This is a genomic window from Sutcliffiella sp. NPDC057660, from assembly GCF_042800035.1.
Taxonomy (GTDB): Bacteria; Bacillota; Bacilli; order Bacillales; family Bacillaceae_I; genus Sutcliffiella_A.
This window is the reverse complement of sequence record NZ_JBHVHV010000014.1, coordinates 1-17,119: the sequence shown is the minus strand read 5'-3', so window position 1 is coordinate 17,119 and position 17,119 is coordinate 1. Positions and strand designations below refer to the sequence as shown.

Here is a 17,119-nt window from a genome sequence, read left to right as displayed (position 1 = left end):
ATAAAAAGCAGAAGAGGCTTGCCTCTTCTGCTTTTTTCGCGTTTAGGGGACAGGTTCCTTGTCCCAGCGCAATCACCTGCATTGCTGCAAAAGGGACAATGGACCTGTCCCCAATTGGGCATACTAACTTCAAACCGAAACTGAGGAATGAAAAAGGAGTGAAGGTGATGACGCTTGTAAAGTTGGGGTATGTAGCGATGAGTATGCAATTGCATAATGCATCTCCGTCGAAGACAATGACGTTTGCGCAGTTCAGTAAGCTGAAGGACCGGGAAGCGGCGATAGATAAGCTGGAGCGTATTTCGGTCACGAATTTGGAGAACTGCTTGCGTTTATTGAGGCATAATGTAGCGAATGATATAAAGTTTTTCCGTTTCAGCTCTAAGCTCATTCCTTTGGCGAATCATGAAGAACTGAGTGACTGGAAGTTCATGCGACCGTTGAAAGGAATATTAAATGAAATAGGGGATTACATCGAGGAGCATCCGATGCGGGTGGATTTTCATCCGGACCATTTTGTGTTGCTGAACTCGAAAAACAAGGACATCCTGAACCAGACCATCAAGACGCTGAGCATGCATCGGTCACTCCTTAAAGGGATGAGGGTGCCGACTGAACACCGCTGTGTCCTGCATATCGGTGGAGGTTATGAGGACAGGGAGCTTGCGCTCGAGCAATTTATACATAACTGGGCGCTGGTCCCTCAGGCGCTGCAGGAAATGCTGATACTGGAAAATGACGATACCACATTCCATCTGCGGGATGCTTTATACGTCTGTGAAAAGCTCAATGTCCCGCTAGTGTTCGATTATCATCATCACCTGGCCCATTTTGAAAAGGAAGAGTGGGAAGAAGAGTGGGAAAGGGTGGCAGGGACGTGGGAATACTCGCCGCTGCCAGTAAAAATGCATATCTCGAGTCCGAGGGATGAGAAAAATTTCAGGGCCCATGCAGACTATATCGATCCGAAGATGTTTATGGAATTTTTATCAAAGATCAAGGGAAGTGTGGAGGAGATTCATTGCATGATTGAGGCAAAGAAAAAGGATGAGGCATTGTTCCGCCTGATGGAAGATCTGAAGAGATATCCCGAAATTGAAAAATTGGATGGAGGTTCGTTTATCATCCATTAAATTTTCCATATTCTTTCTATAAATAGTATACTGGGTAAAGATGAGACTTAGAGAAAGAAGAAAGGTGGGGGGCGAGATGAGGCCTGAACCTAGTCAGAGAATCAATAGGAAGGCCCTGTCCGTATGGAGGATAGCGGCTGTGCTCAATGGTTTATTTTATATAGCGCTATTTGCTGGCTTTTGGTTTATTCAGCAGTTTTTCGAAACGCCATGGTGGCTTATTACGATAGCTACAGGGCTGTTAATACTTATCCTGATAGTGTCCATTTTTATTTTTCCTACCTTGCAGTGGAAACGATGGAGATATGAGGTTCATGAGCATGAAATAGATATCCAGCGGGGTATTTTCATTAAAAGAAGAACCCTTGTCCCGATGGTGCGTGTCCAGCATGTTGATACAAAGCAAGGTCCGATTCTACATAGGTACCATTTGTCGACTGTTACGATATCAACTGCTGCGACCATTCATGAGATACCGGCTTTGGATGAGGAACAGGCCGATCAGTTACGGGATTATATATCGAGACTTGCGCGGGTGACAGAAGATGATGTCTGAAAAAAGAAGAATGCACCCTGCAGTGATTGCGGTAAGTGTTTTCAAACGGATGAAAGGCATTGTTTTGCCCTTATTATTTCTTATTTTCATTGCTGTGAAGGATGGCGAAGCACTGGGGCTCTTATTAATTGGCGCTGGCCTGGTCGTTGCTTTTGCTGCGACATCAGGATGGAGTGTTGCCGAATGGTATCGCTTCTATTATTGGATCGAGGATGGGGAGTTGCGTATTGAAAATGGCGTCTTTGTGAGACAGCGGCGTTATATCCCCCAAGAAAGGATCCAGACGATCGATACCTCGGAAGGAATCATTCAACGTATTTTCGGCCTGGTGAAAGTGCAGGTGGAAACAGCAGGTGGTGGTACGGAGGCGGAAGCGGTGCTCTCGGCGGTAACGAAGGAAGAAGCAGAGCGTCTCCGTGATGTGCTACTCAAGAAAGGACCGGCCGAAAGTCTTTTGGATGTGATGGATGGAGATCTCGGTGCCCCGTTGGAAGAGCGGGAGGTTTCCAGGCCCACATACACAATATCTTGGAGATCCTTGTTTTTGGTCGGGACAACCTCCGGGGGGATCGGGGTCGTATTATCCGCAGTGGTTGCGTTTATTTCACAGCTCGATCAGTTTGTTTCGTATGAAGATGTGGTCGACCGCTTTGACCTGGTGGTGCAGACGAGTGTGTACTTCATCGCTTCGGTTGCATTTTTTGTTCTTTTTTTGGCTTGGTTGATTTCCATTGCGATGACCATGATCAAGTACGGGAACTTCACCGTAGTCAAACAAGGGGACGAGCTGTTAATCTCGAGAGGTATCATCGAAAAGAGGCAGCTGACGATCCCGCTCGCAAGGATCCAGGCCATTCGGATCTCGCAAAATCTGTTAAGGCAGCCGTTTGGGCTTGCAACCGTCTTTGTCGAAAGTGCGGGTGGTGCCGGTGGGAAGGAATCGGATTTTTCGACCATCCTGTTTCCTTTGGTGAATGTAAAAGAAGTGGGCGGACTCTTGCAGGAATTCACACCGGAATATAACATGCTGAACCATATTCAGCCGCTGCCTAAACGGTCGTTGCCCCGCTATCTGATAAGGTTGATTCTTCCAGCAATAATCATATCATCCATCGTGTCCTATTTTTTTCAGCCCTATGGATTCTTTTCATTCATACTTGTAGGCATTGCAGGAGCTTTGGGATATGGTCAATATAAGGCAGGAGGATGGAATGTCAGAGGCTCGCAACTTCAGTTATCCTATCGGTTAGTGAATAAAAATATCGTGCTGGTCCATAGAAAGCGCGTCCAGGCCTTTGAGTGGAAGGAATCAGAATTCCAAAAGAGGCGACATTTGCAGACAATCAATGCTTCCATCAAAAGCAGCGTCTCTTCCAAGAGCTTTCGAGTGGTGGATGTGGAAAAAGAGGACAGTGTGAAGATCTTTGATTGGTATACGTATGAAAAAAAGCAAGGATAGGAGGGACGCCCTCCTTATCCTTGCTTTTTTTACATGAATCTGGACAATGCCCCCAAGGCGACCAACACAATCAGCACAATCCAGAAAATCGATTGCCCCTTGCTGCCGCGAGTAGGGGAACGCCCTATATTCGGAAAGATCTGGCTTAACGAGCGGGTGTAGGTTCCCTTGCCAAGAAATAATGGTGCCATGATCGTTCCCGCCAGGAATCCGAAAAGATGGGCGTAGATATTAACGTTACCCGTGAAGAAGGTCATGACCAATGAAATGGCCAATATGGTCAGCACGATTTGGGAATTCGCCGTGTTCAGCATGTCGGGACGGAAGAATACCATATAAAAGTAGATACCGAATAAGGCGAATATTGCCCCTGAAGCCCCAAGATGAGAATAGTAGACCGGTGCCAGCAATAGAGTGGCTACATTGGCCGCTATCCCTCCGAGCAGATACATGGAGATGAACTTTACTTTTCCGAGCATCCTCTCCAGGCCTGGTCCAAATAGGACAAGGGATAGGGAGTTGAAAAGCAGATGTGTGATGGATTCATGCAGGAAAATGGGGGTGAAGAGCCTCCAGTATTCCCCTTCAAAGACCAATAGATTATAGCCTACTGTCAAGTGGAGGAAATACTCGGAGAATTGAACAATCAGCCACAGTACTAGATGTATGGCTACGATTGTGGTAATAATAGGATATAATTTTGTGAAAGTACGAAAGTTTTCAGTCCGGACAAACATATTTTTCACTCCTTCTAAAATTAGAGTACCATGACTGTTGTGAAAAGTCTTTTAAGTAACTTGTCATACATAATAAACTATATGTCAAAGGGAGGTCATTGTATGATTATTGGCACGGGTATCGATATTGTGGAACTCGAACGGATAGGGAAATTAATGAACCGTCAGCCCGGCTTTGTGGATAGAGTCCTTACTAATGAAGAAAAGACACAATTTCAAGCATTGGGCGATAAAAGAAAAGTAGAATTTCTGGCAGGCAGATTCTCCGCGAAAGAGGCTTTTTCGAAAGCATACGGTACAGGGATCGGGAAGGATCTGAGTTTTCAGGATATGAATATCGCCACCACGGAAAAGGGAAAACCCTTTTTTACAAGACCATTATCTAGTAATGTCCATTTATCCATTTCTCATAGCGAGCAATATGCGGTTGCCCAAGTAATTATTGAAAGCTTGGAAAGCTAGCCTGCATATTCCCTAGGCTTGCCTCATATACATAGTTCAGAAAGGAGACAAGGTGTACAAGTAAGAGGTGGCAGCTCTGTTATCTCTGCAATCTCACTTTTTCTCTAAGGTAAACATGTAATTAAGGCAAAGGGGATGAAAAAATTGAGAAAAGCATGGCTTTTGTTAATGGTGGGAATTGTGAGTATCCTTGTTCTTGCCGGGTGCGGCACAAAATCGAAAGAAGACGTCACGCAAGCATTAGGTAAGAAGGTAGAACAGATGAAAAGCTACGAATCCAATGCGAAAATGACGCTGCAAACTGGCGCAGAGCCACAGGTGTATGAAGTGCAGATCGGTCACAAAAAGCCTGGCTATTACCGTGTGAACCTGAAAAATGCCCAAAAGGATCAAAGCCAGATAATCCTTCGCAATGATGAAGGGGTCTTCGTACTGACGCCTGCGCTTAATAAAAGCTTCCGTTTTCATAGCGAGTGGCCGCAAAACAGCAGCCAGGCATACCTTTTTGAATCGTTGGTGAACGATATCAAAAACGACCCGGAGGCAACGTTCACTGCAACGGAAGAGCATTACGTGTTCGTAACGAAAACAAACTATCAAAATAACAAGCTACTGCCTACACAGGAAATCACAATAAATAAAAGTGATATGACTCCGGTCAGCGTTAAAGTGATGGATCCGGATAAAAAGCCGTTGGTGCTTGTCGAGTTCTCCGACTTCAAATTCGATGCAAGCTTCGATGAAGATGCATTCGATGTGAAAAAGAACATGGCTGGTGCTCAGGTGGGACTACCGACATCAGGCCAGGTTAATGAAGAAAATGCTTCATTCAATGTGCTGATGCCGTCGGATGTTCCTGCTGGATCGGAAGTCAAAGAGCAATCGCTAATCACGACGGATGAAGGCGACCGTGCAGTCACAACCTTTACCGGGGACAAAACGTTTACTCTTGTTCAGGAAAAAGCACGCTATTCCGAAGTAAGTACATCCACCTTTGTAAGCGGAGAGCCGGTAGATCTTGGCTTCACGGTAGGTGCACTGACAGAAAACACCTTGACTTGGAACTATCAAGGTATGGATTTCACCTTGGCATCCCAGGATTTGTCGCAGGAAGAATTGATGATGGTTGCGCGCTCCGTTCAGGGTGCGGCGGTAAAATAAGCTGGAATATAAAACGAGCAGGCCCCCTAAAAGGGGCCTGTAATTTTTTTTCCGTGGACGGGTCCCTTGTTCCAGGTGGGACAAGGGACCCGTCCACATGGTATGATTGTGGAATAAGAATTGTTGGTAAAGGAAGTGCAAGGGTTATGTCGAGCTTTCATCGGGACACTTGGGTTGAGGTTGATTTGGATTGTATCTATGAGAATGTAAAGTCGGTGCAGGAGCATGTGACGGATGATGTGACGGTCATTGCTGTTGTGAAGGCTAATGCTTACGGTCACGGTGATGTGCAGGTGGCAAACGTGGCACTTGAGGCAGGGGCGAAGTATTTGGCCGTGTCTTTTCTCGACGAAGCGATGTCGCTCAGACAGCAAGGGGTAAAGGCTCCCATCCTTGTTTTGGGTGCATCAAGGGTAAGCGATTTGGAACTTGCTGCCAAGGAGGATATTACCCTGACTGTCTTTCAGAGGGAATGGCTGGAAGAAGCGGGCAGGGTCAGCCTTGGGGGTGCTAGAATCAAATTGCATTTAAAGCTGGACACTGGCATGGGCAGGATAGGAGCGAGATCCAAAGAGGAGGTCGAGGAGATTGTCTCTTTGATCAAGAGTATGGATAACTTTCAATTGGAGGGAGTCTACACCCACTTTGCTACTGCGGATGAGATCCATTCCACCTATGTGGAGAAGCAGTTCGAGCGTTTTGGTGAACTGATCCAGTCGGTGGAGGAGCTGCAATCGGTCAGATTCATTCATTGCGGCAACAGTGCTGCTACACTAAGGTTTCCAAAACGCATTTTTAATGCAGTACGGGTGGGGATTGCGATGTACGGACTCACTCCGTCCCCTGAAATGGTGCCAACCTTGCCATTTCCATTAAAAGAAGCTTTTTCCCTTCATACAAAATTGGTGCATGTGAAAAAGCTAACTTTGGGTGAAAGTGTAAGCTACGGGGCGACCTACACTACGGAAGAAGAGGAATGGATCGGAACGGTGCCCCTCGGGTATGCCGATGGATGGACCAGAAAGCTGCAGGGGATGAATGTGCTGGTTGATGGTCAATATGCTCCGATTGTTGGAAGAATTTGCATGGATCAATTTATGATAAAGCTTCCATATCAACTGCCGGTAGGAACGGTTGTTACATTAATTGGCAATCAAGAAGGGCTGACAATAAGCTCTGACGATGTGGCAGAGAAGCTCGATACCATCAACTATGAGATCCCTTGTATGATCAGCTATCGGGTGCCGCGCATGTTTCTTAGAAATAGGAGTATAATGGAAGTGAGAAATTATTTGCAAGACAAACCAATAATGGGATAAAAGCGAAGCATTTGTATAAAAAAGGCTTTTTGATGCGATAATAGGTAGGAATTCAGGAAATTGACTTTGCAATTTCCGGCATTGATGGTATTATGGAATATGGAATAGTATTAATTATATGTGTCTGTAGTTCTTGGAGGTGTATGCTGTGTCTGAATCCAGCGCAACAACTGAAATCTTAATTCGATTACCTCAAAACCTAGTATCGGAGCTAGATGGTTTGGTAAAACAAGAAAACGGCAATCGAAACGAATTAATTTATCAAGCGACGAAGATGTACCTTCGCGAGCGTAAAAAGCGCCAAATTCGCGAGTCCATGAGACGTGGCTACATGGAAATGTCTAAGATTAATTTAAACATTGCATCTGAAGCTTTTCTTGCAGAATATGAGGCGGAGCATACGGTTGAACGCTTAGTTAGCGGGGGGTAATCATTTGATTGTCAAACGCGGTGACGTTTATTTTGCTGATTTATCCCCGGTAGTCGGGTCTGAGCAAGGAGGCGTTCGACCAGTACTTGTCATCCAAAATGATATAGGTAATCGCTTTAGCCCGACCGTTATTGTTGCTGCAATTACTGCTCAAATTCAGAAAGCCAAACTTCCTACACATGTGGAGATCGATGCAAAGCGTTATGGTTTTGAACGTGACTCGGTTATCTTGCTCGAACAGATTAGAACCATTGATAAACAAAGACTGACTGACAAAATAACTCATCTAGATGAGGAAATGATGGACAAAGTAGACGAAGCGCTACAAATAAGTTTAGGACTTATTGACTTCTAAATATTTTGTATTAGTTGCTATTATGAAAGCTATTCACCAAAACGAGTGAGTAGCTTTTTTATTTTGTGTCCGGAAAAGCTGGTTTCCTGTCACTATTTGATACCACCAATTTTAGGTAAATAAACCACAATTATGGATAGTTTCCCAATGAAGATATTTGACAGGTAAAATAAGAAAAATTTATAGTGTAGTTAGCGGAATTTTTATATTATTGTCGAATTTATATATTATTCAACCTAAAAGGAGCCGGGATAATGAATCGAGAGATAATCAGTTATATCGAAAAGAACCGAGAATCAATTTTTAACCAGTGGATCGAAGGTATGGATGAAATTGGGGATAAAAAGGAACTGAAGGCCATTTCTGAAAAAGTGTACCTCAGTACAAGTCGAGAATACATCAATTTACTCTTAAATAATATCAGCCAAAATACGGACAACCTTTCCATTAAATTGACGGACTTTGCGGAAAAGATTGTGCGTTTCGGCTGGCCGCTAGTATATGTAACCGAGGGCCTATCCCTATTTGGGAAAATCGTATTTGAGGGAATGACGGAAGAAGCGAGTGATTCCGATAAGATCGCTATCATGTATGATTTCGATCAATGGCTGCGTCCTGTCTATAACGAAATCGTCAAAACATATACTGGAACATGGGAGCACACTGTTTCCATGCAGAAGATTGCCCTTCAGGAGCTTGCTGCGCCATTGATCCCGGTATTCGATAAAATCTCGGTCATGCCACTTGTTGGTACAATTGATACGGAACGTGCGAGACAAATCATGGAAAACCTGCTTCAAGGTGTCGTAAAGCATCGTGCGGAAGTTGTACTGATTGATATCACGGGTGTTCCTGTAGTAGATACCATGGTTGCTCATCATATTATCCAGGCTGCAGAAGCGGTGCGTCTCGTTGGAGCGAAATGCCTATTGGTCGGGATCAGGCCGGAAATCGCGCAAACAATCGTAAATCTTGGAATCAACCTAGATCAGATCATTACGAAGAACTCCTTGAAAAAAGGAATTGAAACAGCGTTGGAAATTACTAATAGGAAAATTGTGACTGCGGGGGATCCAGAGTGAGAATTCCGATATTAAAACTTCATAACTGTCTACTTATTTCTATTCAATGGGAATTAGATGATCAAACGGCATTGCAATTTCAAGAAGATCTTCTAAATCGAATACATGAAACCGGCGCAAATGGAGTAGTGATCGATCTGACTTCTGTCGACATGATCGACTCATTCATTGCAAAAGTGCTTGGTGATGTAATAAGCATGTCAAAACTTATGGGTGCGCAAGTTGTTTTAACAGGAATTCAACCGGCTGTTGCCATTACATTAGTTGAACTCGGAATTCAACTTGACGAAGTTTTTACAGCATTGGATTTAGAAAAAGGTCTGGAGAAATTACAACAGGAATTGGGGGAGTAAATGATGACTGTCCAATCCTGTGTGAAAATAAGGAATGAGTGGGACATTGTAGCTGCCAGACAGATGGGTAGGAATGTTGCCAAGGATCTAGGCTTCGGTACTGTGGACCAGGCTAGAATCACCACAGCCATATCCGAATTGGCGCGGAATATTTATTTGTATGCAGGCGCAGGTCAAATATGCATCGAAGAAATGAATGAATACGGAAAGATAGGCCTTAGAGTCATCGCGACGGATGACGGTCCTGGAATTGCGGATATCAGGCAAGTGATGGAAGACGGTTTTTCGACGTCAGGGGGACTTGGAGCGGGTTTGCCAGGGGTAAAGCGTCTGATGGATTCGTTTTCGATTGACTCTGAATCTGGTCAAGGAACAACAATCAATGCAGTAAAGTGGGTTCGTTAAGGGGGAGATAACCCGTGAATTTTGAGGAGATAGAATCACAATATAAAGAGATATTATCAGCCTATCTAAACAGGCAATCCGAGGAAGCTTTATACAAGGGGCAGGAGTTCAGCCGCAAGCTTTTGGCAGAAAAGGTATCCCCTGAAGAGATAATCAGTGTTCATAAGGCGATGCTGCAAGACTTGTCCCCGGATATACCGGAAGACATTCTGCATTCCTTGGATGTGCTGCTTGAAGTGATGATCGGCTACGGGATCGCATACCGCGAGCACCAGAGCCTCCGTCATCGCCAACAGGAGATACAAACGGAGATCGAGATAGCTGTCAATGTTCAACAGACCTTGCTGGAAACAAAGATCCCGCAGACGGATGCTGTCGAAATTGGAGCAATCAGTGTACCGGCAAAACTGATGAGTGGAGACTATTACCACTTTGTGCATAATGAAAATGACTCGTTCAGTGTGGCGATAGCCGATGTCATCGGGAAGGGTATTCCCGCTGCCATGTGTATGTCGATGATCAAATATGCAATGGACAGCTTGCCTGATACGAGAGTTGCACCAAGCTATGTGCTCGGCAATTTAAATAGAGTAGTAGAGCAGAATGTGGATGCCAGTATGTTCATCACGATGTTCTATGGCATGTATGACCTGACAAAGCATCTATTTTCCTTTGCGTCCGCCGGCCATGAACCACCGTTATACTATGACTCTGCTACAGACAGTTTTTTTGAACTTGATGCCAGAGGACTTGTGCTCGGAATCGATCGCCATGCCACCTACGAACAGTACGAAAAGCAGATTGGGATAAATGATTTGGTCATCCTCTTCAGCGATGGTGTAACGGAATGCCGCACGGAAGAAGGTTTTATCGAGGTTGATAAAATCATTGATCTCATCAGGTCCTATATTCACCTGCCTCCCCAAGCAATCGTAGAGCTGGTTTACAGGGACCTTGAAAAGATACAGGATTTCCAATTAAGGGATGACTTCACTTTAATAATTTTAAAAAGAAATGTTTAGATATTTATGTATCGGGTATTTAGTATTGGGATGACCAAAAATGGAATTCTAATTCATGTTTGAGGTGACGATGTAAATGAATATGGAAATTCAAATAAAAGAAGAATTAAACCAAACGATCGTTGTATTAGAAGGAGAAATCGATGCCTACACCGCTCCAAAGGTGAAGGAAAAGGTTGCCCCGATGCTGGAGGGCTTCAGTGGAGAAATCGTTTTTGACTTAACGAATGTTATTTATATGGACAGTACAGGTTTAGGGATGTTTGTCGGATTTTTTAAAACAGTAAAAGCAAACAACGGAATCTTCCGTCTGATTGGACTTTCAGATCGTCTGAAAAGGCTGTTTGACATTACTGGTTTAGCAGGAATAATGGAAATTAAATAAGTTCACTAAAGGTGGGGGAACAATGAACCGGGCTTATGATTATATAGAAATGGCTTTTCCGGCTAAGGCTGAATATGTCGGAGTTATCCGTCTTACTTTATCTGGAATAGCTAATCGTATGGGATTTTCCTACGATGAAATTGAAGATATCAAAATTGCTCTCAGTGAAGCATGTACCAACGCTGTGGAGCATGCCTATAAGCAGGATGAAGAAGGGAATATCAGATTGGGTTTTGGAATCTACAAGGACCGTCTGGAACTAGTGGTTGCGGATAACGGGAAGAGCTTTGACTTCGAGAAAGTCAGAGAGGAGCTTGGACCTTATACCGAATCACAACCCGTAGAAACTTTGCCTGAAGGAGGGTTAGGATTATTCTTAATCCAAACGCTGATGGATGATGTGAAAGTACACAGTAATCAGGGCGTTACAGTCTTCATGACAAAGTATGTACAAGGAGAGCAGGTGGAAAGGGATGCAGAAACAATCTCCGTCCAATAAATTGGATGTTAATATGCTATTGGAGCGGTACCAACAGGAAAACTGTGAAGTATCGCAGTTGCAATTAGTCGAGCATTATACTGCACTTGTTGAATCCATCGCTCGTAAGTATTCGAGAGGAAAATCCTTTCATGAAGATCTTTCCCAAGTGGGAATGATTGGATTGCTTGGTGCCATGAAGCGTTTTGACCCAAGCTTTGGAAGAAGCTTTGAGGCATTCGCTGTTCCAACTATTATCGGAGAAATTAAACGATTCCTAAGAGACAAAACGTGGAGTGTCCATGTTCCGCGCAGAATAAAAGAGATTGGTCCGAAAATAAAATCGGCAGTAGAAGAGCTGACGAATGAGCTTCAGCGTTCGCCAAAAGTGTACGAAATTGCCGATTATCTAGAGGTTACAGAGGAAGAAGTATTGGAAGCGATGGAGATGAGCCAGAATTATCAAGCACTTTCCGTCGATAATGCAATAGAAGCTGATTCTGATGGAAGCACCGTCACGATTCTTGATATTGTCGGTAACAAAGACAGTGGTTTTGAACAGGTGGATCAACAGATGCTTCTGCAAAAAATATTCCATGTACTCTCCGAAAGAGAAAAGCAGATCATTGAGTGCACCTTCTTTCATAATATGAGCCAGAAGGAAACCGGTGAGAAGCTGGGAATTTCACAGATGCATGTATCAAGATTGCAAAGAAAAGCTTTAACAAAATTGAAGCAAGCATTTTTAGCGGATAACTCTAGTGCGGAGATCTTTTCATGATTGAACAGTTCCAACATGAAAAAGTGAACGTGAATGCCTATCAGAATCCCAAAAACGGAATGTACTTTTGTGGAGATAGCTACTATGTGAACGCTACAGAGGATTACTTTATATGTGTCGTAGCTGATGGCTTGGGTAGTGGGGAATTTGCACATGATGCTTCGCAAGCGGTAATCTCCGCTGCCAAAGCCCATGAAAAGGAAGACGTTACAGAGATAATGAAAGCTTGTAACGAAGCTATGAAAAATAAGCGTGGAGCTGCAGTATCTGTCTTTAAAGTAAACTACAACAAACAAGAGGTTGTTTACAGCTGCGTAGGTAATATCCGCTTTTTCCTTTACCCTCCGTCAGAAAAGCTTATTTATCCTCTTCCGGTCAAAGGCTACTTATCTGGAAAACCTCAAAATGTGAAAACTCATCGATTTCCTTTTTCATCAAAAATGAAGTTCTTTGTATACTCGGATGGTTTGAATATTCCCTCCGTGCGCAAATACATCAAGGATATTCCATCTGCCGCTTCACTGCTGGAGATTGCAGCTGTCTACACAACGGATGGCATGGACGATGTAACCATCATATCAGGTGAAATTCAATAATATTTATGCTTTTGACTAACGACAAATGTTGTTAGTCTTTTCTTTTTTTCCTGAAACTTTGATAAAATGGAAATGGGATTTAACGTTGGGAGGCAAAACTAGTGGAATGGAATCAGAAAAACGAACAGCTACTCAATCAACTTGCAAAAGACGTTGAGGTTACAAAATCACAAGCAAAAAAAGTGATCTCACTATTAGAAGAAGGGAATACGGTTCCTTTTATCGCCAGATATCGAAAAGAGCAAACCGGCTCACTTGATGAAGTCCAAATACGGGCAGTCATGGAAAAGTGGCAATACATACAGAATCTAGAGAATAGAAAAGAAGAGGTTATCAGATTAATTGATGAACAAGGCAAACTGACAGAAGAGCTTCGGAGCAGTTTAATGAAAGCCATGAAGCTTCAACAGGTGGAAGACCTTTATCGACCATATAAACAAAAGCGCCGTACAAAAGCGACCATTGCAAAGGAAAAGGGATTGGAGCCATATGCATTATGGCTGTTGAGCTTTCCTTCCGCACCATCAATCGAGGAAAAAGCACAGGAGTTCCTGTCAGAGGAAAAAGAAGTAACCACTGTGGAGGAAGTGTTGGAAGGTGCAAAGGATATCATTGCGGAAATGGTATCGGATGAGGCAGCTTACCGGCAATACATCCGTGATTTAGCCTTTAAGCAGGGCCGAATCGTGTCAGTTGTTAAGTCGGAAGAGAAAGATGAAAAACAAGTCTTTGCGATGTACTACGAATACGAAGAACCGATTAATAAAGTACTGCCACATAGAATACTCGCTGTTAACCGTGGGGAAAAAGAGGACGTCCTACGCGTCTCCATTAAGGCACCTGCAGAAAGAGTTCTTTCTTATTTATACAAACAGGTGGTAAAAAAAGAACAGTCGATAGCCTCACCCTTAATCAAGGAGGCGATCGAGGACAGCTATAAGCGCTTGATCGAACCTTCAATTGAACGGGAACTGAGAAAAGAGCTGACGGAAAAGGCGGAGGAGCAGGCCATTCATATCTTCTCGGAAAACCTGCGAAATCTTTTGCTGCAACCACCTTTGAAGGGCAGAGTCGTGCTTGGTGTAGATCCTGCTTATCGTACCGGGTGTAAACTTGCCGCGGTGGATGAAACCGGTAAGGTCCTTACGATTGGGGTTATCTATCCGCATGCCCCGGTCAATAAACGAAAAGAAGCGATTCAGAAACTACTGGATGTACTCCGTACCCATAACATCGAGGTGGTAGCGATTGGGAATGGAACCGCTTCAAGGGAAACAGAACAATTGATTGCAGAAGTAATCCAGCAATCAGGAAAAAGCATCTCCTACCTGATCGTAAATGAGGCCGGAGCAAGCGTCTACTCTGCCTCCGATCTTGCACGGGAGGAGTTCCCTAACCTTCAAGTAGAAGAAAGAAGTGCCGTTTCCATTGCCCGTCGTCTCCAGGACCCATTGGCGGAACTGGTGAAAATCGATCCGAAATCAGTAGGTGTAGGGCAGTACCAGCATGACGTTGCCCAAAAACGATTGGCTGAATCCCTTAACTTTGTGGTCGAAACAGTAGTAAACCAAGTAGGCGTAAATGTTAACACCGCATCATCCTCCCTTTTGCAGTATGTGGCAGGATTATCGAAAACGGTGGCCAACAATATAATAAAAAAGAGGGATGAGCAAGGAAAGTTCAGCAGCCGTTCAGAATTGAAGGGGATTCCAAGACTCGGAGCCAAAACCTATGAACAGTGTATCGGCTTTCTGCGTATCATCGACGGCAAGCAACCGTTAGATCGAACAGATATCCACCCCGAAACCTATCCGGATGTAAAAAAGCTCTTAAAGCAATTGGGAGTATCTGAAAAGGAAATCGGGACCGAGAAGCTGCAGTTGGCTTTGAAGGATGTCAACATCGAAGCGCTATCCAGAGACCTGAGCATCGGTGACATTACGCTTCAGGACATCATCAATTCTCTGATCCGCCCGGAGCGTGATCCGCGAGATAATATGCCTACACCTCTATTGAAGCAGGATGTCCTGCAGCTTGAAGATCTGAAAAAAGGTATGGAGCTCGAAGGAACCGTCCGTAACGTCGTAGACTTCGGCGCTTTCGTTGATATCGGAGTCAAACAGGATGGACTTGTCCACATTTCAAAACTCAGCAACCGCTTTGTTAAGCATCCACTCGATGTCGTCTCTGTAGGAGATATCGTTACAGTCTGGGTGGATGGTGTAGAGGTGAACAAAGGAAGAGTCTCCCTCACCATGCTTGCCCCTGAAAAACAAGAGGTCTAAATATAAAAGAAGTGTCGCCCCTTTTACAGGAGCGGCATTTTTTCTATCCGTTCTTTTTATGATAAAAAAACCAACATTGATTCAGCATCTTAATCTGATATCTGTCTTTTTCCAAATAGGCGCGTTGCATCTGTTTTTTAAACCAAGAGGGCATAGGGCTTACCTCCTTAAATTTAAATACTTTTCCTTTATGTATAAGTAGTTTATGCAGTATACTTGTGTTGGTTCAAAGGAAAGGAAGATACACATGGATGACAAACAGCTGCAAACCCTGATTGAAGAAACCTCCTTAAAACACTTCAACCTTCCATTTATCCATAAAGGTTCTTTCAACCCGCGTCTTAAGACGACCGGAGGAAGGTACCTGACATCTTCAGGCGATATCGAAATCAATAAACGATATTACGATGCCCTAGGAATGGATGAGCTGATCGGCATTATCAAGCATGAACTTTGCCACTATCACCTTCATCAAAGAGGGATGGGGTATAAGCACCGTGACCAGGACTTCAGGATCCTCCTGAAAAAGGTAGGGGCGCCTCGCTTCTGTACACCGATAGAAGCCCCTTCCAACAAACCGAAAAACTATCGCTATTATGAATGTGTAGAATGCCGGCAAGTATATAAACGGGTAAGAAGAGTTAATATAGTGAAGTACCGTTGCGGGAAATGCAGAGGAAGGTTAAAAGAAGTCACAGACCGTATTGACAGAAAGGATTAACCTGTGCTATTTTATTTAAGTCGCTATTTTACAAAGCCCACAAAACGTTATAATCATATATCTTTTACCGTTTTAAAAAGGCTTGACATTTTAAGGCAAGCTTATTAAAATAAAAGAAGTCGCCTATTTGAAAGAATAGCGATTTGTTAATGGTTTTTGTACCGTTCCACCATAGCTCAGCGGTAGAGCATTCGGCTGTTAACCGAAGGGTCGTAGGTTCGAATCCTACTGGTGGAGCCATATTCGGGGAAGTACTCAAGTGGCTGAAGAGGCGCCCCTGCTAAGGGTGTAGGTCGTGTAAGCGGCGCGAGGGTTCAAATCCCTCCTTCTCCGCCATAAAATTTAAGGCCCGTTGGTCAAGCGGTTAAGACACCGCCCTTTCACGGCGGTAACACGGGTTCGAATCCCGTACGGGTCACTACTAAGTGGGATGCAAAACTGCATGTTTTGCTTCCCATTTCTATCCTGGAGGATTAGCTCAGCTGGGAGAGCACCTGCCTTACAAGCAGGGGGTCGGCGGTTCGATCCCGTCATCCTCCACCAGAGGGAACTTGTTCTTTTAATAAAGCATCTATTCGATGGGCTATAGCCAAGCGGTAAGGCATCGCACTTTGACTGCGACATGCGTTGGTTCGAATCCAGCTAGCCCAGCCATCTTTATCTTTGTATTAACACCTTGCGGGTGTGGCGGAATTGGCAGACGCGCTAGACTTAGGATCTAGTGTCATTGACGTGGGGGTTCGAGTCCCTTCACCCGCACCATATTTTTTCAGCCTTATATATGCGGTCGTGGCGGAATGGCAGACGCGCTAGGTTGAGGGCCTAGTGGGGGCAACCCCGTGGAAGTTCGACTCTTCTCGGCCGCATCGAAATAACTTTTTAAAAAAGTGTTGACATTGAATGCTGTACTTGGTATGATAGTCAAGTCGCCATTGAGCGGCAAGCGAAAATTACAACTTAATTTAGCGCCCGTAGCTCAATTGGATAGAGCGTTTGACTACGGATCAAAAGGTTAGGGGTTCGAGTCCTCTCGGGCGCGCCAACATATAAATTAAACGGGGAGTAGCTCAGCTTGGTAGAGCACTTGGTTTGGGACCAAGGGGTCGCAGGTTCGAATCCTGTCTTCCCGATTTTGTTTTTAGCGGGTGTAGTTTAATGGTAAAACCTCAGCCTTCCAAGCTGATGTCGTGGGTTCGATTCCCATCACCCGCTCCAAAATGATTTAATGATCTTTGAAAACTAAACAAAACAACAGCGTCCACGTTAATCTTATAGGGATTAACAAAGGACGAAAAATGTAACATAAGCTAGTCAACATTTGAGCATAAGCTCAAACTCTTTATTGGAGAGTTTGATCCTGGCTCAGGATGAACGCTGGCGGCGTGCCTAATACATGCAA

Annotated in this window: 20 protein-coding genes, 10 tRNA genes and 1 rRNA gene; 29 read left to right on the top strand and 2 right to left on the bottom strand. The window is 44.2% G+C overall.

The genetic code is table 11. The annotated features are described in order from the left end of the window. Positions 1-167: 167 nt before the first annotated feature. The 3 genes from uvsE to ACFVAD_RS16625 all read left to right on the top strand — a co-directional run bounded on the left by uvsE (position 168) and on the right by ACFVAD_RS16625 (position 3,148). The gene (gene uvsE, locus ACFVAD_RS16635) at positions 168-1,133 is read left to right on the top strand and encodes a UV DNA damage repair endonuclease UvsE (protein ID WP_386642437.1); all 966 of its coding nucleotides are present in this window, start codon (positions 168-170) and stop codon (positions 1,131-1,133) included. Between the two features lie 76 nt (positions 1,134-1,209). Next, entirely contained in the window at positions 1,210-1,689 is a 480-nt protein-coding gene (locus ACFVAD_RS16630; RefSeq protein WP_386642434.1) for a PH domain-containing protein, read from the top strand. Then, positions 1,679-3,148 (top strand): PH domain-containing protein, encoded by a 1,470-nt coding sequence (locus ACFVAD_RS16625; protein WP_386642432.1) that lies wholly within the window; start codon positions 1,679-1,681, stop codon positions 3,146-3,148. The genes ACFVAD_RS16630 and ACFVAD_RS16625 overlap by 11 nt, the downstream gene beginning before the upstream one ends. 29 nt (positions 3,149-3,177) lie before the next feature. Here ACFVAD_RS16625 and ACFVAD_RS16620 read toward each other — a convergent pair whose 3' ends face one another. Further along, positions 3,178-3,885 (bottom strand): rhomboid family intramembrane serine protease, encoded by a 708-nt coding sequence (locus tag ACFVAD_RS16620; RefSeq protein ID WP_386642429.1) that lies wholly within the window; start codon positions 3,883-3,885, stop codon positions 3,178-3,180. 102 nt (positions 3,886-3,987) lie between these two features. Here ACFVAD_RS16620 and acpS point away from each other — a divergent pair, with 102 nt between their 5' ends. The 14 genes from acpS (at position 3,988) to ACFVAD_RS16550 (ending at position 14,999) form a co-directional block, all read left to right on the top strand. Next, positions 3,988-4,347: a holo-ACP synthase gene (acpS, locus tag ACFVAD_RS16615; RefSeq protein WP_386642427.1), complete on the top strand. Its 360-nt coding sequence runs from the start codon at positions 3,988-3,990 to the stop codon at positions 4,345-4,347. Between the two features lie 144 nt (positions 4,348-4,491). Beyond that, entirely contained in the window at positions 4,492-5,508 is a 1,017-nt protein-coding gene (locus tag ACFVAD_RS16610; RefSeq protein WP_386642425.1) for a LolA family protein, read from the top strand. A gap of 146 nt (positions 5,509-5,654) precedes the next feature. Next, the gene (gene alr / locus ACFVAD_RS16605) at positions 5,655-6,827 is read left to right on the top strand and encodes an alanine racemase (protein WP_386642423.1); all 1,173 of its coding nucleotides are present in this window, start codon (positions 5,655-5,657) and stop codon (positions 6,825-6,827) included. Positions 6,828-6,975: 148 nt separating this feature from the next. Continuing rightward, complete coding sequence (locus ACFVAD_RS16600; RefSeq protein ID WP_078382395.1) at positions 6,976-7,257, top strand: CopG family ribbon-helix-helix protein; 282 nt, start codon at positions 6,976-6,978, stop codon at positions 7,255-7,257. A 4-nt stretch (positions 7,258-7,261) separates the two neighbouring features. Continuing rightward, positions 7,262-7,612: a type II toxin-antitoxin system endoribonuclease NdoA gene (gene ndoA / locus ACFVAD_RS16595; protein WP_010195163.1), complete on the top strand. Its 351-nt coding sequence runs from the start codon at positions 7,262-7,264 to the stop codon at positions 7,610-7,612. 254 nt (positions 7,613-7,866) lie between these two features. After that, positions 7,867-8,694: an RsbT co-antagonist protein RsbRA gene (locus tag ACFVAD_RS16590; protein ID WP_386642419.1), complete on the top strand. Its 828-nt coding sequence runs from the start codon at positions 7,867-7,869 to the stop codon at positions 8,692-8,694. Continuing rightward, on the top strand, positions 8,691-9,047 hold the full coding sequence (locus ACFVAD_RS16585; RefSeq protein WP_010195165.1) for an STAS domain-containing protein: 357 nt from the start codon (positions 8,691-8,693) through the stop codon (positions 9,045-9,047). The genes ACFVAD_RS16590 and ACFVAD_RS16585 overlap by 4 nt, the downstream gene beginning before the upstream one ends. A gap of 3 nt (positions 9,048-9,050) precedes the next feature. Continuing rightward, positions 9,051-9,452, top strand: a complete 402-nt coding sequence (locus ACFVAD_RS16580) for an anti-sigma regulatory factor (protein ID WP_386642787.1) — start codon at positions 9,051-9,053, stop codon at positions 9,450-9,452. Positions 9,453-9,466: 14 nt separating this feature from the next. After that, entirely contained in the window at positions 9,467-10,474 is a 1,008-nt protein-coding gene (locus ACFVAD_RS16575; protein ID WP_386642415.1) for a PP2C family protein-serine/threonine phosphatase, read from the top strand. A 76-nt stretch (positions 10,475-10,550) separates the two neighbouring features. Then, positions 10,551-10,859 carry an STAS domain-containing protein gene (locus ACFVAD_RS16570; RefSeq protein WP_386642412.1) on the top strand — a complete coding sequence of 103 codons (309 nt, stop codon included), beginning with the start codon at positions 10,551-10,553 and terminating at the stop codon, positions 10,857-10,859. Between the two features lie 22 nt (positions 10,860-10,881). After that, on the top strand, positions 10,882-11,358 hold the full coding sequence (gene rsbW / locus ACFVAD_RS16565) for an anti-sigma B factor RsbW (RefSeq protein ID WP_224841089.1): 477 nt from the start codon (positions 10,882-10,884) through the stop codon (positions 11,356-11,358). Further along, on the top strand, positions 11,333-12,118 hold the full coding sequence (sigB, locus tag ACFVAD_RS16560; RefSeq protein ID WP_386642409.1) for an RNA polymerase sigma factor SigB: 786 nt from the start codon (positions 11,333-11,335) through the stop codon (positions 12,116-12,118). The genes rsbW and sigB overlap by 26 nt, the downstream gene beginning before the upstream one ends. Next, the gene (locus tag ACFVAD_RS16555) at positions 12,115-12,714 is read left to right on the top strand and encodes a PP2C family serine/threonine-protein phosphatase (protein ID WP_386642406.1); all 600 of its coding nucleotides are present in this window, start codon (positions 12,115-12,117) and stop codon (positions 12,712-12,714) included. Before sigB ends, ACFVAD_RS16555 begins: the two co-directional genes overlap by 4 nt. 101 nt (positions 12,715-12,815) lie before the next feature. After that, on the top strand, positions 12,816-14,999 hold the full coding sequence (locus tag ACFVAD_RS16550) for a Tex family protein (RefSeq protein WP_386642403.1): 2,184 nt from the start codon (positions 12,816-12,818) through the stop codon (positions 14,997-14,999). A 43-nt stretch (positions 15,000-15,042) separates the two neighbouring features. Here ACFVAD_RS16550 and cmpA read toward each other — a convergent pair whose 3' ends face one another. Beyond that, a complete protein-coding gene (cmpA, locus tag ACFVAD_RS16545; RefSeq protein WP_204418464.1) occupies positions 15,043-15,153 on the bottom strand; it encodes a cortex morphogenetic protein CmpA in 111 nt (36 codons plus the stop codon). A gap of 93 nt (positions 15,154-15,246) precedes the next feature. Here cmpA and ACFVAD_RS16540 point away from each other — a divergent pair, with 93 nt between their 5' ends. From ACFVAD_RS16540 to ACFVAD_RS16485, 12 genes are all read left to right on the top strand, one after another. Continuing rightward, entirely contained in the window at positions 15,247-15,720 is a 474-nt protein-coding gene (locus ACFVAD_RS16540; RefSeq protein ID WP_386642399.1) for a SprT family protein, read from the top strand. A gap of 165 nt (positions 15,721-15,885) precedes the next feature. Beyond that, positions 15,886-15,960 (top strand) — tRNA-Asn (locus tag ACFVAD_RS16535). Between the two features lie 5 nt (positions 15,961-15,965). Further along, positions 15,966-16,056: transfer RNA gene (locus tag ACFVAD_RS16530), tRNA-Ser, on the top strand. A 10-nt stretch (positions 16,057-16,066) separates the two neighbouring features. After that, a tRNA-Glu gene (locus ACFVAD_RS16525) sits at positions 16,067-16,138 on the top strand. A 49-nt stretch (positions 16,139-16,187) separates the two neighbouring features. Next, positions 16,188-16,263 (top strand) — tRNA-Val (locus tag ACFVAD_RS16520). 36 nt (positions 16,264-16,299) lie between these two features. Continuing rightward, a tRNA-Gln gene (locus ACFVAD_RS16515) sits at positions 16,300-16,374 on the top strand. Positions 16,375-16,398: 24 nt separating this feature from the next. Next, positions 16,399-16,482, top strand: a tRNA-Leu gene (locus ACFVAD_RS16510). Between the two features lie 21 nt (positions 16,483-16,503). Beyond that, a tRNA-Leu gene (locus tag ACFVAD_RS16505) sits at positions 16,504-16,586 on the top strand. A 99-nt stretch (positions 16,587-16,685) separates the two neighbouring features. After that, positions 16,686-16,762: transfer RNA gene (locus ACFVAD_RS16500), tRNA-Arg, on the top strand. Positions 16,763-16,776: 14 nt separating this feature from the next. Next, positions 16,777-16,850 (top strand) — tRNA-Pro (locus ACFVAD_RS16495). 11 nt (positions 16,851-16,861) lie between these two features. Further along, a tRNA-Gly gene (locus tag ACFVAD_RS16490) sits at positions 16,862-16,935 on the top strand. A gap of 124 nt (positions 16,936-17,059) precedes the next feature. Beyond that, positions 17,060-17,119, top strand: a 16S ribosomal RNA gene (locus ACFVAD_RS16485); the annotation flags it as partial.